Consider the following 15,842-nt stretch of genomic DNA (forward strand, 5'->3'; position numbering starts at 1 on the left):
CGGAAGACAACCAAACCAACCGCCTCGGTTCATCCGCGGTCCCGCACGTCCGTGGGGGATCCGAGCCGCAGGCCCGACCATCAACCCCATAAGGCAAACCACTACATGACTAACGCAACGACCGCCCCGGCCACCAAGCAGGTCGCGATCAACGACATCGGCTCTGCTGAGGACTTCCTGGCCGCGGTCGAGAAGACCCTGAAGTTCTTCAACGACGGCGACATCATCGACGGCACGATCGTCAAGATCGACCGCGACGAGGTTCTGCTCGACGTCGGCTACAAGACCGAGGGTGTCATTCCCTCGCGCGAGCTCTCCATTAAGCACGACGTCGACCCCAACGAGGTCGTCAGCGTCGGCGACCACGTCGAGGCCCTCGTTCTCCAGAAGGAGGACAAGGAAGGCCGTCTGATCCTGTCGAAGAAGCGTGCGCAGTACGAGCGCGCCTGGGGCGACGTGGAGAAGATCAAGGAGAACGACGGCGTCGTCACCGGCACCGTCATCGAGGTCGTCAAGGGTGGCCTCATCGTCGACATCGGCCTCCGCGGCTTCCTGCCGGCGTCGCTCATCGAGCTGCGCCGCGTCCGCGACCTCACGCCGTACCTCGGCCAGGAGATCGAGGCCAAGATCCTCGAGCTCGACAAGAACCGCAACAACGTCGTGCTCTCGCGCCGCGCCCTCCTCGAGGAGACGCAGTCGGCCACGCGCACGCAGTTCCTGAACAACCTGCACAAGGGTCAGGTCCGCAAGGGCGTCGTCTCGTCGATCGTCAACTTCGGTGCGTTCGTCGACCTCGGCGGCGTGGACGGCCTCGTGCACGTCTCGGAGCTGTCGTGGAAGCACATCGAGCACGCTTCGGAGGTCGTCGAGGTGGGCCAGGAGGTCACCGTCGAGATCCTCGAGGTCGACCTCGACCGCGAGCGCGTCTCGCTGTCGCTCAAGGCGACGCAGGAGGACCCGTGGCAGGTCTTCGCCCGCACCCACGCGATCGGTCAGATCACGCCGGGCAAGGTCACCAAGCTCGTTCCGTTCGGTGCGTTCGTTCGCGTCGCCGACGGCATCGAGGGCCTCGTGCACATCTCGGAGCTGTCGAACAAGCACGTCGAGCTCGCTGAGCAGGTCGTCTCGGTCGGCGAGGACGTCTTTGTCCGCGTCATCGACATCGACCTCGACCGCCGCCGCATCTCGCTGTCGCTCAAGCAGGCCAACGAGATGGTCGACCCCAACGGCACCGAGTTCGACCCGGCGCTGTACGGCATGGCGACCGAGTACGACGAGAACGGCGAGTACAAGTACCCCGAGGGCTTCGACCCCGAGACCAACCAGTGGCTCGAGGGCTTCGACGAGGCTCGCCAGAAGTGGGAGAACGAGTACGCCGCCGCCCAGGCTCGCTGGGAGCAGCACAAGGAGCTCGTCGCCAAGGCCCTCGAGGCCGAGGCCGCCGCGGGCGACGACTTCGGTGGCGCCGCCGGCCAGAGCTTCAGCTCGGAGTCGACCGGCACCGGCACCCTTGCCGACGACGAGGCTCTCGCCGCTCTGCGCGAGAAGCTCGCCGGCGCGTAAGTCACGCTGCAACACGGAAGGCCGGATCCCCTCGGGGGTCCGGCCTTCCGGCGTTTGCGGGCCGCTACATGGTCCCCTCGTACAGGCCGATGACGTTGCCGTTGGGGTCGGCGAAGACCGCCCACCAGGCCGTCTCGGTGATCGGGGAGCGCTCCATGAGGACCGTGCCGCCGCCGGCGACGACCTTCTCGAGGGTCTCGTCGATGGAGTCGACCTCGACGGTGGATCGCGGCTGCGTGAAGTCGCCCTCGCGCACGGTGAGCGCGCCGCCGCTGATCTGGTTGGGCGCGCGCCACATCGGATAGTCGTCGTAGCCCGGGGTGTCTTCGATCCTCCAGCCGAACAGGTCGCCGTAGAAGGCCTTCGCGCGGTCGAAATCCGCGACCGGGATCTCGAGGTGGGTGACGTCGCCGTGTGCCATGATCGTCCTCTTTCCGTGGGCAGAGCCGTGCGGGAGTCGTGCTCGACGCGCCCACCGTATGCCCGCGGTCACGGCGCGGCAAGGGGTCCCGCGAGCGCTATGTGACGTCATATTTCTCGCTGTGTGACGGTGTGTGACCGCGCGGCGAGCGGGGCGGTCGGGCGGCGTGGTGAACTGTCCGCCACACCCGTTCCGTCCCTGCCCCAGGAGGCCGAGATGACCCGTCCCTTCCGCTCCCTCGCTGGCCGTGCCCTGCGCGCGACCGCCGCGATCGCCATTGTCGCGGGGCTGATCACGGGCTGCGCGGGTGGCACCTCGGGCGGCGGTAGTGACGGGGGAGAGGGCGCGGGCGGCACGCTCACGTACCTCGAGCCGCAGACGTGGACCACGCTGTACCCGCCGGCCGCGGGCTTCTACCCGAACGGCGGCATCGTCAACAACATCACCGACCGGCTGCTGTACCAGAACCCCGAGACGCTCGAGCTCGAGCCGTGGATCGCCACGGAGCTGCCCGAGGTCAACGCCGACGCCACCGAGTACACGTTCACGCTCCGTGAGGGCGTGACCTACTCGGACGGCACGCCGCTGGACGCCGAGAACGTCGTGAAGAACTTCGACCTGTTCGGCAAGGGCGACCCCGACCGCGCCCTGACGGCGTCGGAGGCGATCAACAACTACGACCACGGCGAGGTGATCGACGATCACACCGTCCGCTTCCACTTCTCCGCCCCCGCCCCGGGCTTCGCGCAGGCCGTGTCGACGATCAACTCGGGCCTGCTGTCGAACGCGACGCTCGACAAGACGAACGAGGAGTTCGGTCCCGGCAACGCGACGACGATCATCGGATCGGGTCCGTTCGTGATCGCCGACGAGCAGATCGGCACCCAGGTGAGCCTCAAGGCGCGCGAGGACTACGACTGGGCGCCGCCGTCGCTCGAGCACCAGGGTCGCGCCCTGCTCGACGGCATCGACATCGTGCTCGCGAGCGAGAGCAGCGTCCGCGTCGGCACCGTCGTGGCCGACCAGGCCGACATCGCGCGGCAGATCGACGCGCCCGACGAAGCGCAGTTCGCCGCCGACGGCCTCACCCTCCACGCCGCCACGACGAACGGCGTGAACAACGGCTTCAGCTTCCGCTTCCGCAACGAGCTCCTCTCCGACATCCGGGTGCGTCAGGCGATCATCGCCGGCGTCGACCGCGAGGCGATCGTCGACACCCTGTTCACCGACAGCTACCCGCTCGCGACCGGCGCGCTGGCGAAGACCGCGCTGGGCTACCTCGACACGTCGGAGTACTACGCCTACGACCCCGGGCGGGCGGCGCAGCTGCTCGACGAGGCCGGCTGGACGGTCGGATCGGACGGCATCCGCGAGAAGGACGGCCAGAAGCTGTCGCTCACCTTCAACGAGGCGCTGCCGCAGCCGCGATCGAAGGACGTCGTCACGCTCGTGCAGGAGCAGCTCGCCCAGCTCGGCATCGAGGTGAACCTGTTCCCCGGCGACCAGGCCGCGCAGACCGAGGCGGCCCTCTCGGCCGACACGATCCAGGTGTACCACTCGATGGTCGGCCGCGCGGACTTCGATGTGCTGAAGTCGCAGTTCTCGTCGGACAACCGCAACACGCTCCTCAACCGCGACAACACCGACGACAGCGTCGGCGACCCGGAGCTCGACGCGCTGCTGGCGGCGGTCGCGTCCGCCCCGACGGTCGAGGAGCGCCAGGCGGCGTCGGAGGCGGCCCAGCTGCACATCGCCGAGAACGCGTACTTCCTGCCGCTGTTCGAGGAGCCGCAGGTGTTCGGCCTGCGCGCCGATGTGCAGGGCTTCGCCACCGAGTCGGTGGGCCGCCCGTCGTTCTACGCGACCTCGCTCGACCGCTGACCGACCGATCCCGGGGCGGGCGCGCTGCCCGCCCCGGGCCGAAAGGCGACATGGTGTACCTCCTCCGGCGCGTGGGCCAGGCGATCCTCGTCCTCGCCCTCACCTACACGCTCGCGTACCTGCTGCTCGCGGCGCTGCCCGGCGACGCGGTGCTGGCCCGCTACGGATCGCCCGAGCTCGGCCTGTCCGCCGAGCAGCTGGCCGAGATCCGCGCGGCCTACGGCGCCGACCGCAGCCTGCTCGAGCGCTACCTCGACTCCACCCTCGGCTTCCTCGGCGGCGAGCTCGGCTACTCCGTGCAGAGCGGCGCCGCGGTGGGCGATCTCATCGCCGCCGCCCTGCCGTCCACGCTCGTGCTGGCCGGCGCCGGCCTCGTGGTCGCGATCTTCCTGGCGGTGACGATCGCGTTCACCGCCACCTACGGCGGCTTCGCGTGGCTGCGGCGCCTGTTCCGCGGCATCCCGCCGCTGCTCGTGTCGCTGCCGGTGTTCTGGATCGGGATCGTGTTCGTCCAGGTCTTCTCGTTCCAGCTCGGCCTGGTCCCTGTGATCGGCGCCGATCCGATCGAGGCGCTGATCCTGCCCGTCGCGACCCTCGCGATCCCGATCGCCGCGCCGCTGGCGCAGGTGCTCATGCGCAGCATCGACGAGGTGCGCGAGCAGCCGTTCGTCACGGTCGTACGCGCCCGCGGCGCGAGCACCTCGTGGCTGCTGTGGCGCAACGTCGCCCGCAACGCCCTGCTGCCCACGCTCACGATGGCGGGCCTGCTGTTCGGCGAACTCGTCGGCGGCGCGGTCGTCACCGAGGCCGTGTTCGGGCGGGCGGGCATCGGCCAGCTCACGGCGCAGGCGGTCGCCAACCGCGACACCCCCGTGCTGCTCGTGATCGTCGTGCTCTCCACGGTGGTGTTCGTGGTGATCAACCTCATCGTCGATCTGCTCTACCCGGTGCTCGACGCGCGGCTGCGCACCCCGCGTGGCGGCGCCCGTCGCGCGCGCACCGCCGCGCCGGAGCCCGCACCGGAGCCGGCGGCCGCCGCGATCGCCGAGCCGGAGCCCGAGAAGGAGGCCGTCCGATGACGCTCGCTCTCGCCGCCCCGCGCAGCACCGGCACCCTCGCCTGGCGGCGGCTGCTGCGCCCCGGCACCGTCGTGCCCATCCTCGTGATCCTCATCGCCCTGGCCTGGGCCCTGTTCCCCGGGCTCTTCGCCGCCGGCAGCCCCACCGAGCAGGCCGGCGCCGCGCTGCAGGCGCCCAGCGCCGCGCACCTGTTCGGCACCGACGCGACGGGCCGCGACCTCTTCACGCGCGTGGTGCACGGCGCGTCGCACTCGATCACGGGCGCGGTCGTCGCGGTCGTGGTCGGGCTCGTCGTCGGAACCGCGCTCGGCGTGACCGCCGGGGCCGTCGGGGGCGCGGTCGAGGAGATCCTCATGCGCCTCGTCGACGTGCTCCTCGCGATCCCCGCCCTGCTACTCTCGCTCAGCGTCGTGATCCTGCTGGGCTTCGGCACCACCAACGCCGCGATCGCGGTGGGCGTCACCTCGATCGCCGTGTTCGCCCGCCTCGCCCGCTCGCAGGTGGTGAGCGTGCGGTCGGCCGAGTTCGTCGAGGCGGCCTACGGATCCGGCGGCACGTTCCTCGGGGTGCTGTGGCGGCACATCCTGCCCAACTCGCTCACCCCGGTGATCGCCCTGGCGGCGCTGCAGCTGGGATCGGCGATCCTGCAGATCTCCACCCTCGGCTTCCTCGGCTACGGCGCCCCGCCGCCCACGCCCGAGTGGGGACTGCTCATCGCCGAGGGGCGCAGCTACGTGGCAACCGCCTGGTGGCTCACGGTGCTGCCCGGCGCCGTGGTGGCGGTCGTCGTGCTCGCGACGAACCGGCTGAGCCAGGCGATCGGCGGCGCGGGCCGACGGGAGGAGACGGCATGACCACACCACTGCTGCGGATCGACGACCTCGCGGTGAGCTACCGCACCGGGCGCGGGGACTTCACCGCCGTCGACGGGGTGTCGCTCGAGGTGCAGGCGGGCCGGACCACGGCGCTCGTCGGGGAGTCCGGATCGGGCAAGTCCACGGTCGCGCAGTCCGCGATCGGCCTGCTCGCGGGCAACGGCCGCATCACGCGCGGCAGCATGGTGCTCAACGAGCGCACGGGCGGCCCCACCCAGCTCGTCGGCCTGCCCGAGCGCCGCTGGCGCGGGCTGCGCGGCCGCTGCGTCGCGCTCATCCCGCAGGACCCCGGCACCTCGCTCAACCCCGTGGCCACGGTGGGCGCGAGCGTCGCCGAGGCGCTGCGCATCCATGGCTGGAAGGACCGCCGCAAGATCGAGGCGCGCGTGCTCGAGCTGCTCGAGCGCGTCGACATCGACGACCCCGAGCGCCGCGCGCGCCAGTACCCGCACGAGCTGTCGGGCGGCATGCGGCAGCGCGTGCTCATCGCCGCGGCGCTGGGCCTGGAGCCGGAGCTGATCATCGCCGACGAGCCGACCAGCGCGCTCGACGTGACCGTGCAGCGCCGCGTGCTCGACCTCATCGACCGGCTCCGCGAGGAGTCCGGCAGCGGCGTGCTGTTCATCACGCACGACCTCGCCGTGGCGGCCGATCACTCCGACGAGATCGTCGTGATGCGCGGCGGCCGCGTGGAGGAGACGGGTCGCTCGGCCGAGGTGCTCACCGCGCCGACCGCCGACTACACGCGCGCGCTGATCGACGACGCGCCCTCGCTCGCGCGGATCGTCGAGCGCCGGCCGCACCCCGCCGGGGCCGGCGAGCGTCCGCTCGTGGAGGTGCGCGGGCTGCGCCAGGAGTACCGCGCGCGCGGCCGCGACGCCTTCGTGGCCGTCGACGACGTGTCGTTCACCGTCGCGCGCGGCAGCACGCACGCCCTCGTCGGCGAGTCCGGGTCGGGAAAGACCACGACGGGCCGCAGCATCGCCGGGCTGAACCGTCCGACGGCCGGGTCGATCCGCGTGGGCGACACCGAGGTGACCGACCTGCGATCGCCGCGCGCCTTCCGCCGCGTGGCCCAGCTCGTGTACCAGAACCCCTACGCGTCGCTCGATCCCCGGCAGACGATCGGGCGCACCCTCGCCGAGCCGCTCGACAACTTCGGGATCGGCACCCGGCAGGAGCGGGCCCGGCGGGTGGCGGAGCACCTGGAGCTCGTGGCGCTCGCGCCCGAGATTGCCCACCGGCGCCCCGCGGAGCTGTCCGGCGGCCAGCGCCAGCGCGTCGCGATCGCCCGCGCGCTGATCCTCGAGCCCGAGCTCGTCGTCTTCGACGAGGCGGTCTCGGCGCTCGACGTGACCGTCCAGGCCCAGATCCTGCGCCTGCTCGCGCGGCTGCAGGACGAGCTCGGCCTCACCTACGTGTTCATCTCGCACGACCTCGCCGTGGTGCGCCAGATCGCCGACACCGTGTCGGTGCTGCAGCGCGGCCGGCAGGTCGAGCACGGGCCCACCGATCAGGTGTTCGACGCGCCCGCCCACCCGTACACGCGTCGGCTGCTCGACGCCATCCCCGGCGCCGCGTTCCGGCCGGCGCTGTCCGCACACACCCAGGAGGATGCATGACCTCGCCCCGGCTCGGATTCTTCACGCGCCTGCTCGAGCAGGCCTCGGCCGCCGATCGCTACCGCTTCGCGCTCGAGCAGATCGAGCAGGCCGAGCGCCACGGCTTCGCCTCGGCGTGGGTCGCACAGCATCACTTCGGCGAGCACGAGGGCGGGCTGCCCTCGCCGTTCGTGCTGCTCGCGGCGGCGGCCCAGCGCACCTCGCGCATCGCCCTGGCCACGGCGGTCGTGACCCTGCCGATCGACGACCCGCTGCGGGCGGCCGAGGACGCCGCGGTGCTCGACGCGCTCAGCGGCGGCCGCGTGCAGCTCGGCGTCGCCTCGGGCGGCACCCCGTCGTCGTTCCGCCCGTTCGGGCGCGACCCCGAGCAGCGCCGCGAGATCTTCGCCGATCACTTCGCCGTGTTCCGCGACGCCCTCGCCGGCCGCGGCATCCGCGGCACCGAGGCGCGGATCTACCCGTCGGGCGGCGACCTGGACCGCCGCATCTGGCAGGCGACGTTCTCGGTCGACGGCGGCGTGCGGGCCGGCCGCGACGGCGACGGCCTGCTCCTCTCGCGCACGCAGCCCCGCCCCGGCGGCGCTCACGAGATCCCGCTGCACGACCTGCAGCTGCCGATCATCGACGCCTACCGCGCCCAGCTGCCCGAGGGCGCCGCGCCGCGCGTGCTCGCCTCGCGCACGGCCGTGGTCGTCGACGAGGAGAACCGTACGCGCGTGCTCGAGCTCGCCGAGCGCGGGCTGCGCGAGCTCGCGCAGACCATGCACGGCATCGACACCGACGGGATCGGCATCGACGAGCTCGCGCGGCTGACCGACACGCACGTCGGCACCCCCGACGAGGTCGCGGCCTCGCTCGGCGCCGACCTCACGATCGACGCCGCCACGGACGTGTCGTTCCAGGTGCACTCAATCGACGCGCCGCACGAGCTCACCCTGCGCTCGCTCGAGCTGCTCGCCACCGAGGTCGCGCCGCGCCTCGGCTACGCCGTGGGGCCGGCCGCCGCCGCCGCGCTCCACAGCGCCCACCTCGCCGCCGTCCCGGGACAGGAGACCGCATGACCCACGCCGCCGACATCGTCGACCTGCTCGCCGGGATCGAGCCCGGCAGCCCCCTCGACGCGCTGCGGGACCAGCGCCCGCAGGCCCGCGAGAACGCCCAGCGCAGCTTCGAGGCCCTGCTGGAGCCGGCCGATCCCGGCACGTTCCCCCTCGCCGAGCGCTACGCCGTCGCCGCGTTCGTCGCGCGGCTGCACGGGTTCGATCGCGCCGCCGCGTTCTACGCCGACCTGCTGGGCGACGAGGCGCCCGAGCTCGTGGCGCCGATCGCCGCGGCGGCCGCCGACGGCGCGACCCGCGGCCCGTACGGCGTCTACCGCGAGCCCGGCCTCGCCGCCGAGAGCACGACGGGGCCCGCCTGGCGCCCGGCGGCCGGCGCGTTCACCGATCGCCTCGCCGCCGCCCTCGCGCACACGCACCTGCTCGTGTTCCGCCCGCGCGAGTCCAGCGCGGCCGCGATCCGCGCGCTCGTCGAGGCCGGCTGGGGCGCCGACGACATCGTGAGGCTCTCGCAGCTGGTCGCCTTCCTCAGCTTCCAGCTGCGCCTGGCCTGGGGCCTGCGCGTGCTGGCCGAGACCCCCGTCCCCGCGGCGCAGACCGAAGGAGCAGCCCGATGAGCGACCTCGTGACCGAGTACCCCGACCTCGCCCGGCCCGAGCGGTTCACCCAGGAGGGCCTCGGCTGGGTGCCGTGGCTGGCGCCCGTGCCCGAGGGCGAACTGACGCCCGAGCAGCTCGACGCGCTCATCGAGCCCGCGCGAGCGAAGATGCCGTACTTCCGGCTGCTCGCCCGCGACCCCGGGGCGCTGAAGGCCCGCACGCTCACCGACCTCGACATCTTCTTCAACACCGACGGTGGCGCCGCCCGCGCCGAGCGCGAGCTGGCCGCCGCGGCGACCTCGCGCCACAACGGCTGCGTGTTCTGCGCCTCGGTGCACGCCGCGGCCGCCACGCGCGAGTCCGGTCGGCGCGACGACGTGCAGCGCCTGCTCGACGACGGCGTGGGAGCCGAGCTGGGCGACGAGCGCTGGAATGCCGTCGTCGCCGCCTCGGTGGCGCTCGCCGACACCCCGCTGGGCTTCGGCGCCGACGACATCGCCACGCTGCGCGCGGCGGGCCTGGACGACGCCGAGATCCTCGACGTGCTCGGCGGCGCGGCGTTCTTCAACTGGGCCAACCGCCTCATGCTCTCGCTCGGCGAGCCGGAGGTCCCCGCGCGCCGCGCCGCGAAGGACGCGGAGGCGTGAGCGTCCCCTCGCTGCTCGATCACGTCGTCATCGCCGGCCCCGATCTGGCCGCGCTCGTCGCGTGGTTCGCCAAGCGCACCGGGGTGACGGCGGCGCCCGGCGGCGTGCACCCCACGGGCACCGCCAACGCGCTCGTGGCGCTGACGGTCGACGGCCGGCGCGCCCCGCACTACGTCGAGCTGATCGGTCCCGATCCCGATCGCGCCGAGGCGGCGCTGCCGACCACCTTCGGGATCCACGAGCTGGACGCGCCGCTGATCGTCACCTACGCGATCCACCCGGCCGACATCGACGGCGTGGTCGCGGGCGCCCGGGCGCGCGGATACGACCCCGGTGACGTGTGGGATCTGTCGCGGCGTCGGCCGGACGGGGTGCTGCTCGAGTGGCGGCTCACGCGCGGCGACACCGGGTTCGAGGCGCCGTTCCTCATCGACTGGGGCACCACGACGCAGCCGGGCCTCGACGATCTGCCCGCGCTGGAGCTGCTTGGGTTCGAGCGGATCGAGCCCGACCCCGGCCCGCTGCGGGCGATCCACGACGCGCTGGGGCTGCCCGACGGCTCGCTCGCGGAGGTGGTGCCCGGCGCACCCGCCGGGTTCCGGCTCACCGTCCGCACCGCCGCCGGGGCGACCGTCACGCTCTGAGACCGATGCCAGACTGGGCGGCATGACTCTTGTCGCGCTGACGGGCGGGATCGCCTCCGGGAAGTCCACGATCGCCCGCCGCCTCGCCGAGCACGGCGCGGTCGTGATCGACGCCGACGCGCTGGTCCGCGAGCTGCAGCAGCCGGGCACCGCGGTGACGCGCGCGATCGGCGACGCGTTTCCCGGCGTGGTGGGAGAGGACGGATCGCTCGATCGCGCCGCACTCGGCGCCGTCGTGTTCGCCGACCCGGCCGCCCTCACCACGCTGAACCGCATCGTGCATCCCGCCGTGAAGGCGGAGTCGCAGCGGCGGTTCGCCGAGGCCGTGGGGGCCGATCCCGATGCCGTCGTCGTGTACGACGTGCCGCTGCTGGCCGAGGCGCGAGGGACGGGGGAGTGGGATCTCGTGGTCGTCGCCCACGCGCCGGCCGAGGTGCGCGAGGAGCGCCTCGTGACGCAGCGCGGCATGACCCGCGAGGACGCCCGCGCCCGCATCGCCAACCAGGCCGGCGACGCCGAGCGGCTGGCCCTGGCCGACGTCGTCATCGACACCTCGGGCTCGATCGACGACACCCTCCGCCAGGCCGACGACCTGTGGGCGCGCCTGCGCTGAGCCCCGCCGGTGCCGATGTCGGAGGCCCCGCCTAGGCTGGAATCATGCAGACGACGCGCAGCGTGCGGCCCTTCGAGGTCGTCAGCGAGTACGAGCCGAGCGGCGACCAGCCCAAGGCGATCGCCGAGCTCGCCGCGCGGATCAACGCGGGCGAGACCGACGTCGTGCTGCTCGGCGCCACCGGTACCGGAAAGTCGGCCACCACCGCGTGGCTCATCGAGCAGGTGCAGCGGCCCACGCTGGTGCTCGCGCACAACAAGACGCTCGCCGCGCAGCTGGCCAACGAGTTCCGCGAGCTCATGCCGCACAACGCGGTGGAGTACTTCGTCTCGTACTACGACTACTACCAGCCCGAGGCGTACGTGCCGCAGACGGACACCTTCATCGAGAAGGACTCGTCGATCAACGCCGAGGTCGAGCGCCTGCGCCACTCCACGACCAACTCGCTGCTGAGCCGCCGCGACGTCGTCGTGGTCAGCACCGTCTCGTGCATCTACGGCCTCGGCTCGCCCGAGGAGTACCTGCGCGCGCTCGTCGCGCTGCAGGTGGGCGAGCGCTACGACCGCGACGCGATCATCCGCCAGTTCATCGCGATGCAGTACAACCGCAACGACGTGGACTTCTCGCGCGGCAACTTCCGCGTGCGCGGCGACACGATCGAGATCATCCCCGTGTACGAGGAGTTCGCGATCCGGATCGAGATGTTCGGCGACGAGATCGAGGCGCTCTACAAGCTGCACCCGCTCACGGGAGATGTGATCGAGCGGCTCGACGCCGTGGCGATCTTCCCGGCCACGCACTACGCCGCGGGCACCGACACCGTGCAGCGGGCGATCAAGACGATCGAGATCGAGCTCAAGGAGCGCCTGGACGAGCTGAACCGGCAGGGCAAGCTGCTCGAGGCGCAGCGCCTGCAGATGCGCACGTCGTTCGACCTCGAGATGCTGCAGCAGCTCGGGTTCTGCTCGGGCATCGAGAACTACTCGCGTCACCTCGACGGGCGCGCGCCGGGCGAGCCGCCGCACACGCTGCTCGACTTCTTCCCCGACGACTTCCTCATGGTCATCGACGAGTCGCACGTGACGGTGCCGCAGATCGGCGCCATGTACGAGGGCGACGCCTCGCGCAAGCGCACGCTCGTGGAGCACGGCTTCCGCCTGCCGAGCGCGATGGACAACCGGCCGCTGCGCTGGGACGAGTTCAAGAACCGCATCGGCCAGACCGTGTACCTCTCGGCCACGCCCGGCAAATACGAGATGGGCATCGCCGACGGCGTAGTCGAGCAGATCATCCGCCCGACGGGACTCGTCGACCCGGAGATCGTCGTCAAGCCGTCCAAGGGACAGATCGACGACCTCCTCGAGGAGATCCGGGTGCGCGTCGATCGCGACGAGCGCGTGCTCGTCACGACCCTCACGAAGAAGATGGCCGAGGAGCTCACCGACTTCCTCGGCGAGCACGGCGTGCGCGTGCGCTACCTCCACTCCGACGTCGACACGCTGCGCCGCGTCGAGCTGCTCACCGAGCTGCGCCAGGGCGTGTACGACGTGCTCGTCGGCATCAACCTCCTCCGCGAGGGCCTCGACCTGCCCGAGGTGTCGCTCGTGGCGATCCTCGATGCCGACAAGGAGGGCTTCCTGCGGTCCGGCACCTCGCTGATCCAGACGATCGGCCGCGCGGCGCGAAACGTCTCGGGCCAGGTGCACATGTACGCCGACAAGATCACCGACTCCATGCGCGGGGCGATCGAGGAGACCGAGCGTCGCCGCGAGATCCAGATCGCCTACAACAAGGAGCACGGGATCGATCCGACCCCGCTGCGCAAGAAGATCGCCGACATCACCGACGCGCTCGCGCGCGAGGGCGCCGATACGGCCGAGATGCTCTCCAAGCGCGACGCCGCGCGCACGAAGTCGGGCAAGGGCAAGGCGCCCACGCCGATCCGCAAGCGCGAGGGCATCGCCGCCGAGGGTGCCGAGCAGCTCGAGGGCACGATCGCCGACCTCACGGCGCAGATGCTGCAGGCGGCCGACGAGCTCAAGTTCGAGCTCGCCGCCCGCCTCCGCGACGAGGTCCAGGACCTCAAGAAGGAGCTGCGCGCCATGGAGCGCGCGGGCCACGCCTGACGCAAGGCTTGCGGCTCAGCTCTCGACTCGTCGCTTCGCTCCTCGCTCGAGCCGTCTCGGCTCCCTTCGGTCGCTCGACGAGCCCGGGTGGTTGTACCCCTCGGGCTCGTCGACCGGAGGCGCGGAGCGCCGGAGCGGAGACGGGTCGAGCGCAGCGGCGCAGCCGCGGAGTCGAGACCGAGGGTTCAGGCCCTGCTCTCGACTCCGCTGCGCTCCGCTCGAGCCGTCTCCGCTCGCTTCGCTCGGTCGACGAGCCCGGGTGGTTGTACCCCACGGGCTCGTCGACCGGAGGCGCGGAGCGCCGGAGGGGAGACGGGTCGAGCGCAGCGGCGCAGCCGCGGAGTCGAGACCGAGGGTTCAGGCCCTGCTCTCGACTCCGCTGCGCTCCGCTCGAGCCGTCTCGGCTCCCTTCGGTCGCTCGACGAGCCCGGGTGGTTGTACGCCACGGGCTCGTCGACCGGAGGCGCGGAGCGCCGGAGCGGAGACGGGTCGAGCGCAGCGGCGCAGCCGCGGAGTCGAGACCGGGGGCCTCGAGCTCGGCTCCGCCGCAGCGCCGCAGGCCCTACGCCCGCAGGGCCTCCAGCCGTTCCCACACGCGGTGGGTCGAGAGGAGCGTGAGCAGTTCGTCGACCGCGGCCGCCGGCTCCACCGTCACCACGCCGGGCGCGTCGCCGATGTGCACCGCCTCGAGCGTGTCGGCCGCGGCGGGCGACGCCGCGATCGCCTTGCCGTGGCGGAACACCTCGCCGAGCATCCGCAGCGCGCGCGGATCGGTCGAGGGCGCGAGGAGCACGACGGCGTCGACCTCGATGCTCGCGGCCGTCTGCACCGATCGCTGCACCGGGATGCCGTGGAGCATCCCGCCGTGCGGGGCGATCACGAGCGGGACGATGCCGGCGGCGTGCAGCCCCTCGCGCACGGTGGCGAGCGCGCTGGCCTCCGTGGACTCGTCGGCGACGATGCCCACCACGCGGCCCTCGGCCGGCCACTGCTCGCCCACCTGGCGCAGGGCCGGGCTGGGCTCGACGTCGGCGACCTCGACCGTCGGGGCGGGCGCCGGCAGGCCGAGCGCCGCGGCGACGGTCGCGCACAGATCGGCGTCGATGTTGGCGAGCGCCTGCAGCTGGCGCTCCTTCACCGCCTGCTCGTAGCACTTGCCGAGCTCGAAGGCATACGCCTCGGCCACGTGCTGCTGCTCGATCGGCGTGAGCGAGCGGTAGAACAGCGTGACCTGCGAGAAGTGATCGTCGAAGCTGCGCGAGTCCGCGCGCTCCTTGACCGACTCCGACACGGTCACCGGGATGTCGATGAACGCGCCCTCGTCGGCGCCCGCGAAGAACGGGCAGCCGCCGTCGAGCGAGTTCGGCTTGTACGGTGCGACCCCCGCGTGCACCGCCGTCTGGTGCATGCCGTCGCGGAGCATGTCGTTGATCGGCGCGTGCGGCCGGTTGATCGGCAGCTGGGCGAAGTTGGGCCCGCCCAGGCGTGTGATCTGCGTGTCGATGTACGAGAACAGCCGGCCCTGCAGCAGCGCGTCGTTGGTGACGTCGATGCCCGGCACGAGGTGACCCGGGTGGAACGCCACCTGCTCGGTCTCGGCGAAGAAGTTGGTCGGATTCGCGTTGAGGGTCATGGTGCCGATCACCTGCAGCGGTGCCAGCTCCTCGGGCACGATCTTGGTGGGATCGAGCAGGTCGATGCCCTCGAACGTCTCCTCGGGGGTGTCCGGCATCACCTGCAGCGCGAGGTCCCATTGCGGGAACGCCCCGGCCTCGATCGCGTCGGCGAGGTCGCGGCGGTGGAAGTCGGGGTCCTTGCCGGACGCCAGCTGCGCCTCCTCCCACGTGAGCGAGTGCGTGCCGAGCTTGGGTCGCCAGTGGAACTTGACGAGCACCGTCTCGCCGGCGTCGTTCACGAGCCGGAAGGTGTGCACGCCGAAGCCCTGCATCATCCGGTAGGAGCGGGGGATCCCGCGGTCCGACATGTTCCACATGGCGTGCGCCTGCGCCTCGGTGTGGAGCGAGACGAAGTCCCAGAACGTGTCGTGCGCGGACTGCGCCTGCGGGATCTCGCGATCCGGGTGCGGCTTGCCGGCGTGGATGATGTCGGGGAACTTGATCGCGTCCTGGATGAAGAACACGGGGATGTTGTTGCCGACCAGGTCGTAGACGCCCTCGTCGGTATAGAACTTCGTCGCGAAGCCGCGGGTGTCGCGGACGGTGTCGGCCGATCCGCGCGATCCGAGCACGGTCGAGAACCGCACGAACACCGGGGTGGTCACGCCGCGCTTCAGGAAGCCGGCCTTCGTGACCGACTCGGCCGCGCCGTTGGCGACGAAGACGCCGTGCGCCGCGGCGCCGCGGGCGTGCACCACCCGCTCGGGGATGCGCTCGTGGTCGAAGTGCGTGATCTTCTCGCGCAGGTGGTGGTCCTGCAGCAGCACCGGTCCGCGCGGGCCGGCCTTGAGCGAGTGATCGGTGTCCGTCAGGCGCGCGCCCTGCGCGGTGGTGAGATACGCGCCCTGCTGGCCGACCGTCTCCGGCGGGTAGTCGGTCGGAACGCCGGTGGGGGTGCGAGTCTCGGGTGCGCCCTGATCGGGCTTCGGGGGGAGCGGCTTGTGCGGCTCGGTCGGCTCCTCGAGCGACGGCGGGACGGGTGCGGGAGCACCCGGGATCGTGATCGGGTCGGGCTCGCGAGCGGCATCCATGACGTGG

At 72.0% G+C, this 15,842-nt stretch carries 13 protein-coding genes; 11 read left to right on the plus strand and 2 right to left on the minus strand.

Going from position 1 to position 15,842, the window contains the following annotated elements:
• Window positions 1–105: 105 nt before the first annotated feature.
• A complete protein-coding gene (gene rpsA / locus E3O41_RS05945; RefSeq protein ID WP_067022880.1) occupies window positions 106–1,563 on the plus strand; it encodes a 30S ribosomal protein S1 in 1,458 nt (485 codons plus the stop codon).
• Window positions 1,564–1,627: 64 nt separating this feature from the next.
• Here the strand turns inward: rpsA and E3O41_RS05950 are convergent, their stop codons facing one another.
• Window positions 1,628–1,984 carry a VOC family protein gene (locus E3O41_RS05950; protein ID WP_067022883.1) on the minus strand — a complete coding sequence of 119 codons (357 nt, stop codon included), beginning with the start codon at window positions 1,982–1,984 and terminating at the stop codon, window positions 1,628–1,630.
• A gap of 216 nt (window positions 1,985–2,200) precedes the next feature.
• On the opposite strand from E3O41_RS05950, the gene E3O41_RS05955 reads away from it, so the two are divergent.
• The 10 genes from E3O41_RS05955 to uvrB are packed head-to-tail and all read left to right on the plus strand — an operon-like array spanning window position 2,201 to window position 13,128.
• Window positions 2,201–3,865, plus strand: a complete 1,665-nt coding sequence (locus E3O41_RS05955) for a TIGR04028 family ABC transporter substrate-binding protein (protein WP_083990787.1) — start codon at window positions 2,201–2,203, stop codon at window positions 3,863–3,865.
• A 50-nt stretch (window positions 3,866–3,915) separates the two neighbouring features.
• Window positions 3,916–4,944, plus strand: a complete 1,029-nt coding sequence (locus tag E3O41_RS05960; protein ID WP_135012164.1) for an ABC transporter permease — start codon at window positions 3,916–3,918, stop codon at window positions 4,942–4,944.
• Window positions 4,941–5,798 carry an ABC transporter permease gene (locus tag E3O41_RS05965; RefSeq protein WP_067022889.1) on the plus strand — a complete coding sequence of 286 codons (858 nt, stop codon included), beginning with the start codon at window positions 4,941–4,943 and terminating at the stop codon, window positions 5,796–5,798. Before E3O41_RS05960 ends, E3O41_RS05965 begins: the two co-directional genes overlap by 4 nt.
• A complete protein-coding gene (locus E3O41_RS05970; protein WP_067022892.1) occupies window positions 5,795–7,441 on the plus strand; it encodes a dipeptide ABC transporter ATP-binding protein in 1,647 nt (548 codons plus the stop codon). The genes E3O41_RS05965 and E3O41_RS05970 overlap by 4 nt, the downstream gene beginning before the upstream one ends.
• On the plus strand, window positions 7,438–8,502 hold the full coding sequence (locus E3O41_RS05975) for a putative FMN-dependent luciferase-like monooxygenase (protein WP_067022894.1): 1,065 nt from the start codon (window positions 7,438–7,440) through the stop codon (window positions 8,500–8,502). The genes E3O41_RS05970 and E3O41_RS05975 overlap by 4 nt, the downstream gene beginning before the upstream one ends.
• Window positions 8,499–9,116: a CMD domain protein gene (locus tag E3O41_RS05980; protein WP_067022897.1), complete on the plus strand. Its 618-nt coding sequence runs from the start codon at window positions 8,499–8,501 to the stop codon at window positions 9,114–9,116. The genes E3O41_RS05975 and E3O41_RS05980 overlap by 4 nt, the downstream gene beginning before the upstream one ends.
• The gene (locus E3O41_RS05985; protein ID WP_067022900.1) at window positions 9,113–9,745 is read left to right on the plus strand and encodes an alkylhydroperoxidase domain protein; all 633 of its coding nucleotides are present in this window, start codon (window positions 9,113–9,115) and stop codon (window positions 9,743–9,745) included. Before E3O41_RS05980 ends, E3O41_RS05985 begins: the two co-directional genes overlap by 4 nt.
• Window positions 9,742–10,389: a VOC family protein gene (locus E3O41_RS05990; protein WP_135012166.1), complete on the plus strand. Its 648-nt coding sequence runs from the start codon at window positions 9,742–9,744 to the stop codon at window positions 10,387–10,389. The genes E3O41_RS05985 and E3O41_RS05990 overlap by 4 nt, the downstream gene beginning before the upstream one ends.
• Before the next feature lie 22 nt (window positions 10,390–10,411).
• A complete protein-coding gene (gene coaE, locus E3O41_RS05995) occupies window positions 10,412–11,002 on the plus strand; it encodes a dephospho-CoA kinase (RefSeq protein ID WP_067022906.1) in 591 nt (196 codons plus the stop codon).
• Window positions 11,003–11,046: 44 nt separating this feature from the next.
• Entirely contained in the window at window positions 11,047–13,128 is a 2,082-nt protein-coding gene (gene uvrB / locus E3O41_RS06000; RefSeq protein WP_067022909.1) for an excinuclease ABC subunit UvrB, read from the plus strand.
• Between the two features lie 562 nt (window positions 13,129–13,690).
• On the opposite strand, the gene E3O41_RS06005 is transcribed toward uvrB, so the two are convergent.
• Entirely contained in the window at window positions 13,691–15,835 is a 2,145-nt protein-coding gene (locus E3O41_RS06005) for a catalase (RefSeq protein WP_083990788.1), read from the minus strand.
• Window positions 15,836–15,842 lie beyond the last annotated feature (7 nt).

Origin of the sequence: Microbacterium sediminis (genome assembly GCF_004564075.1) — a bacterium.
GTDB classification, from domain to species: domain Bacteria; phylum Actinomycetota; class Actinomycetes; order Actinomycetales; family Microbacteriaceae; genus Microbacterium; species Microbacterium sediminis.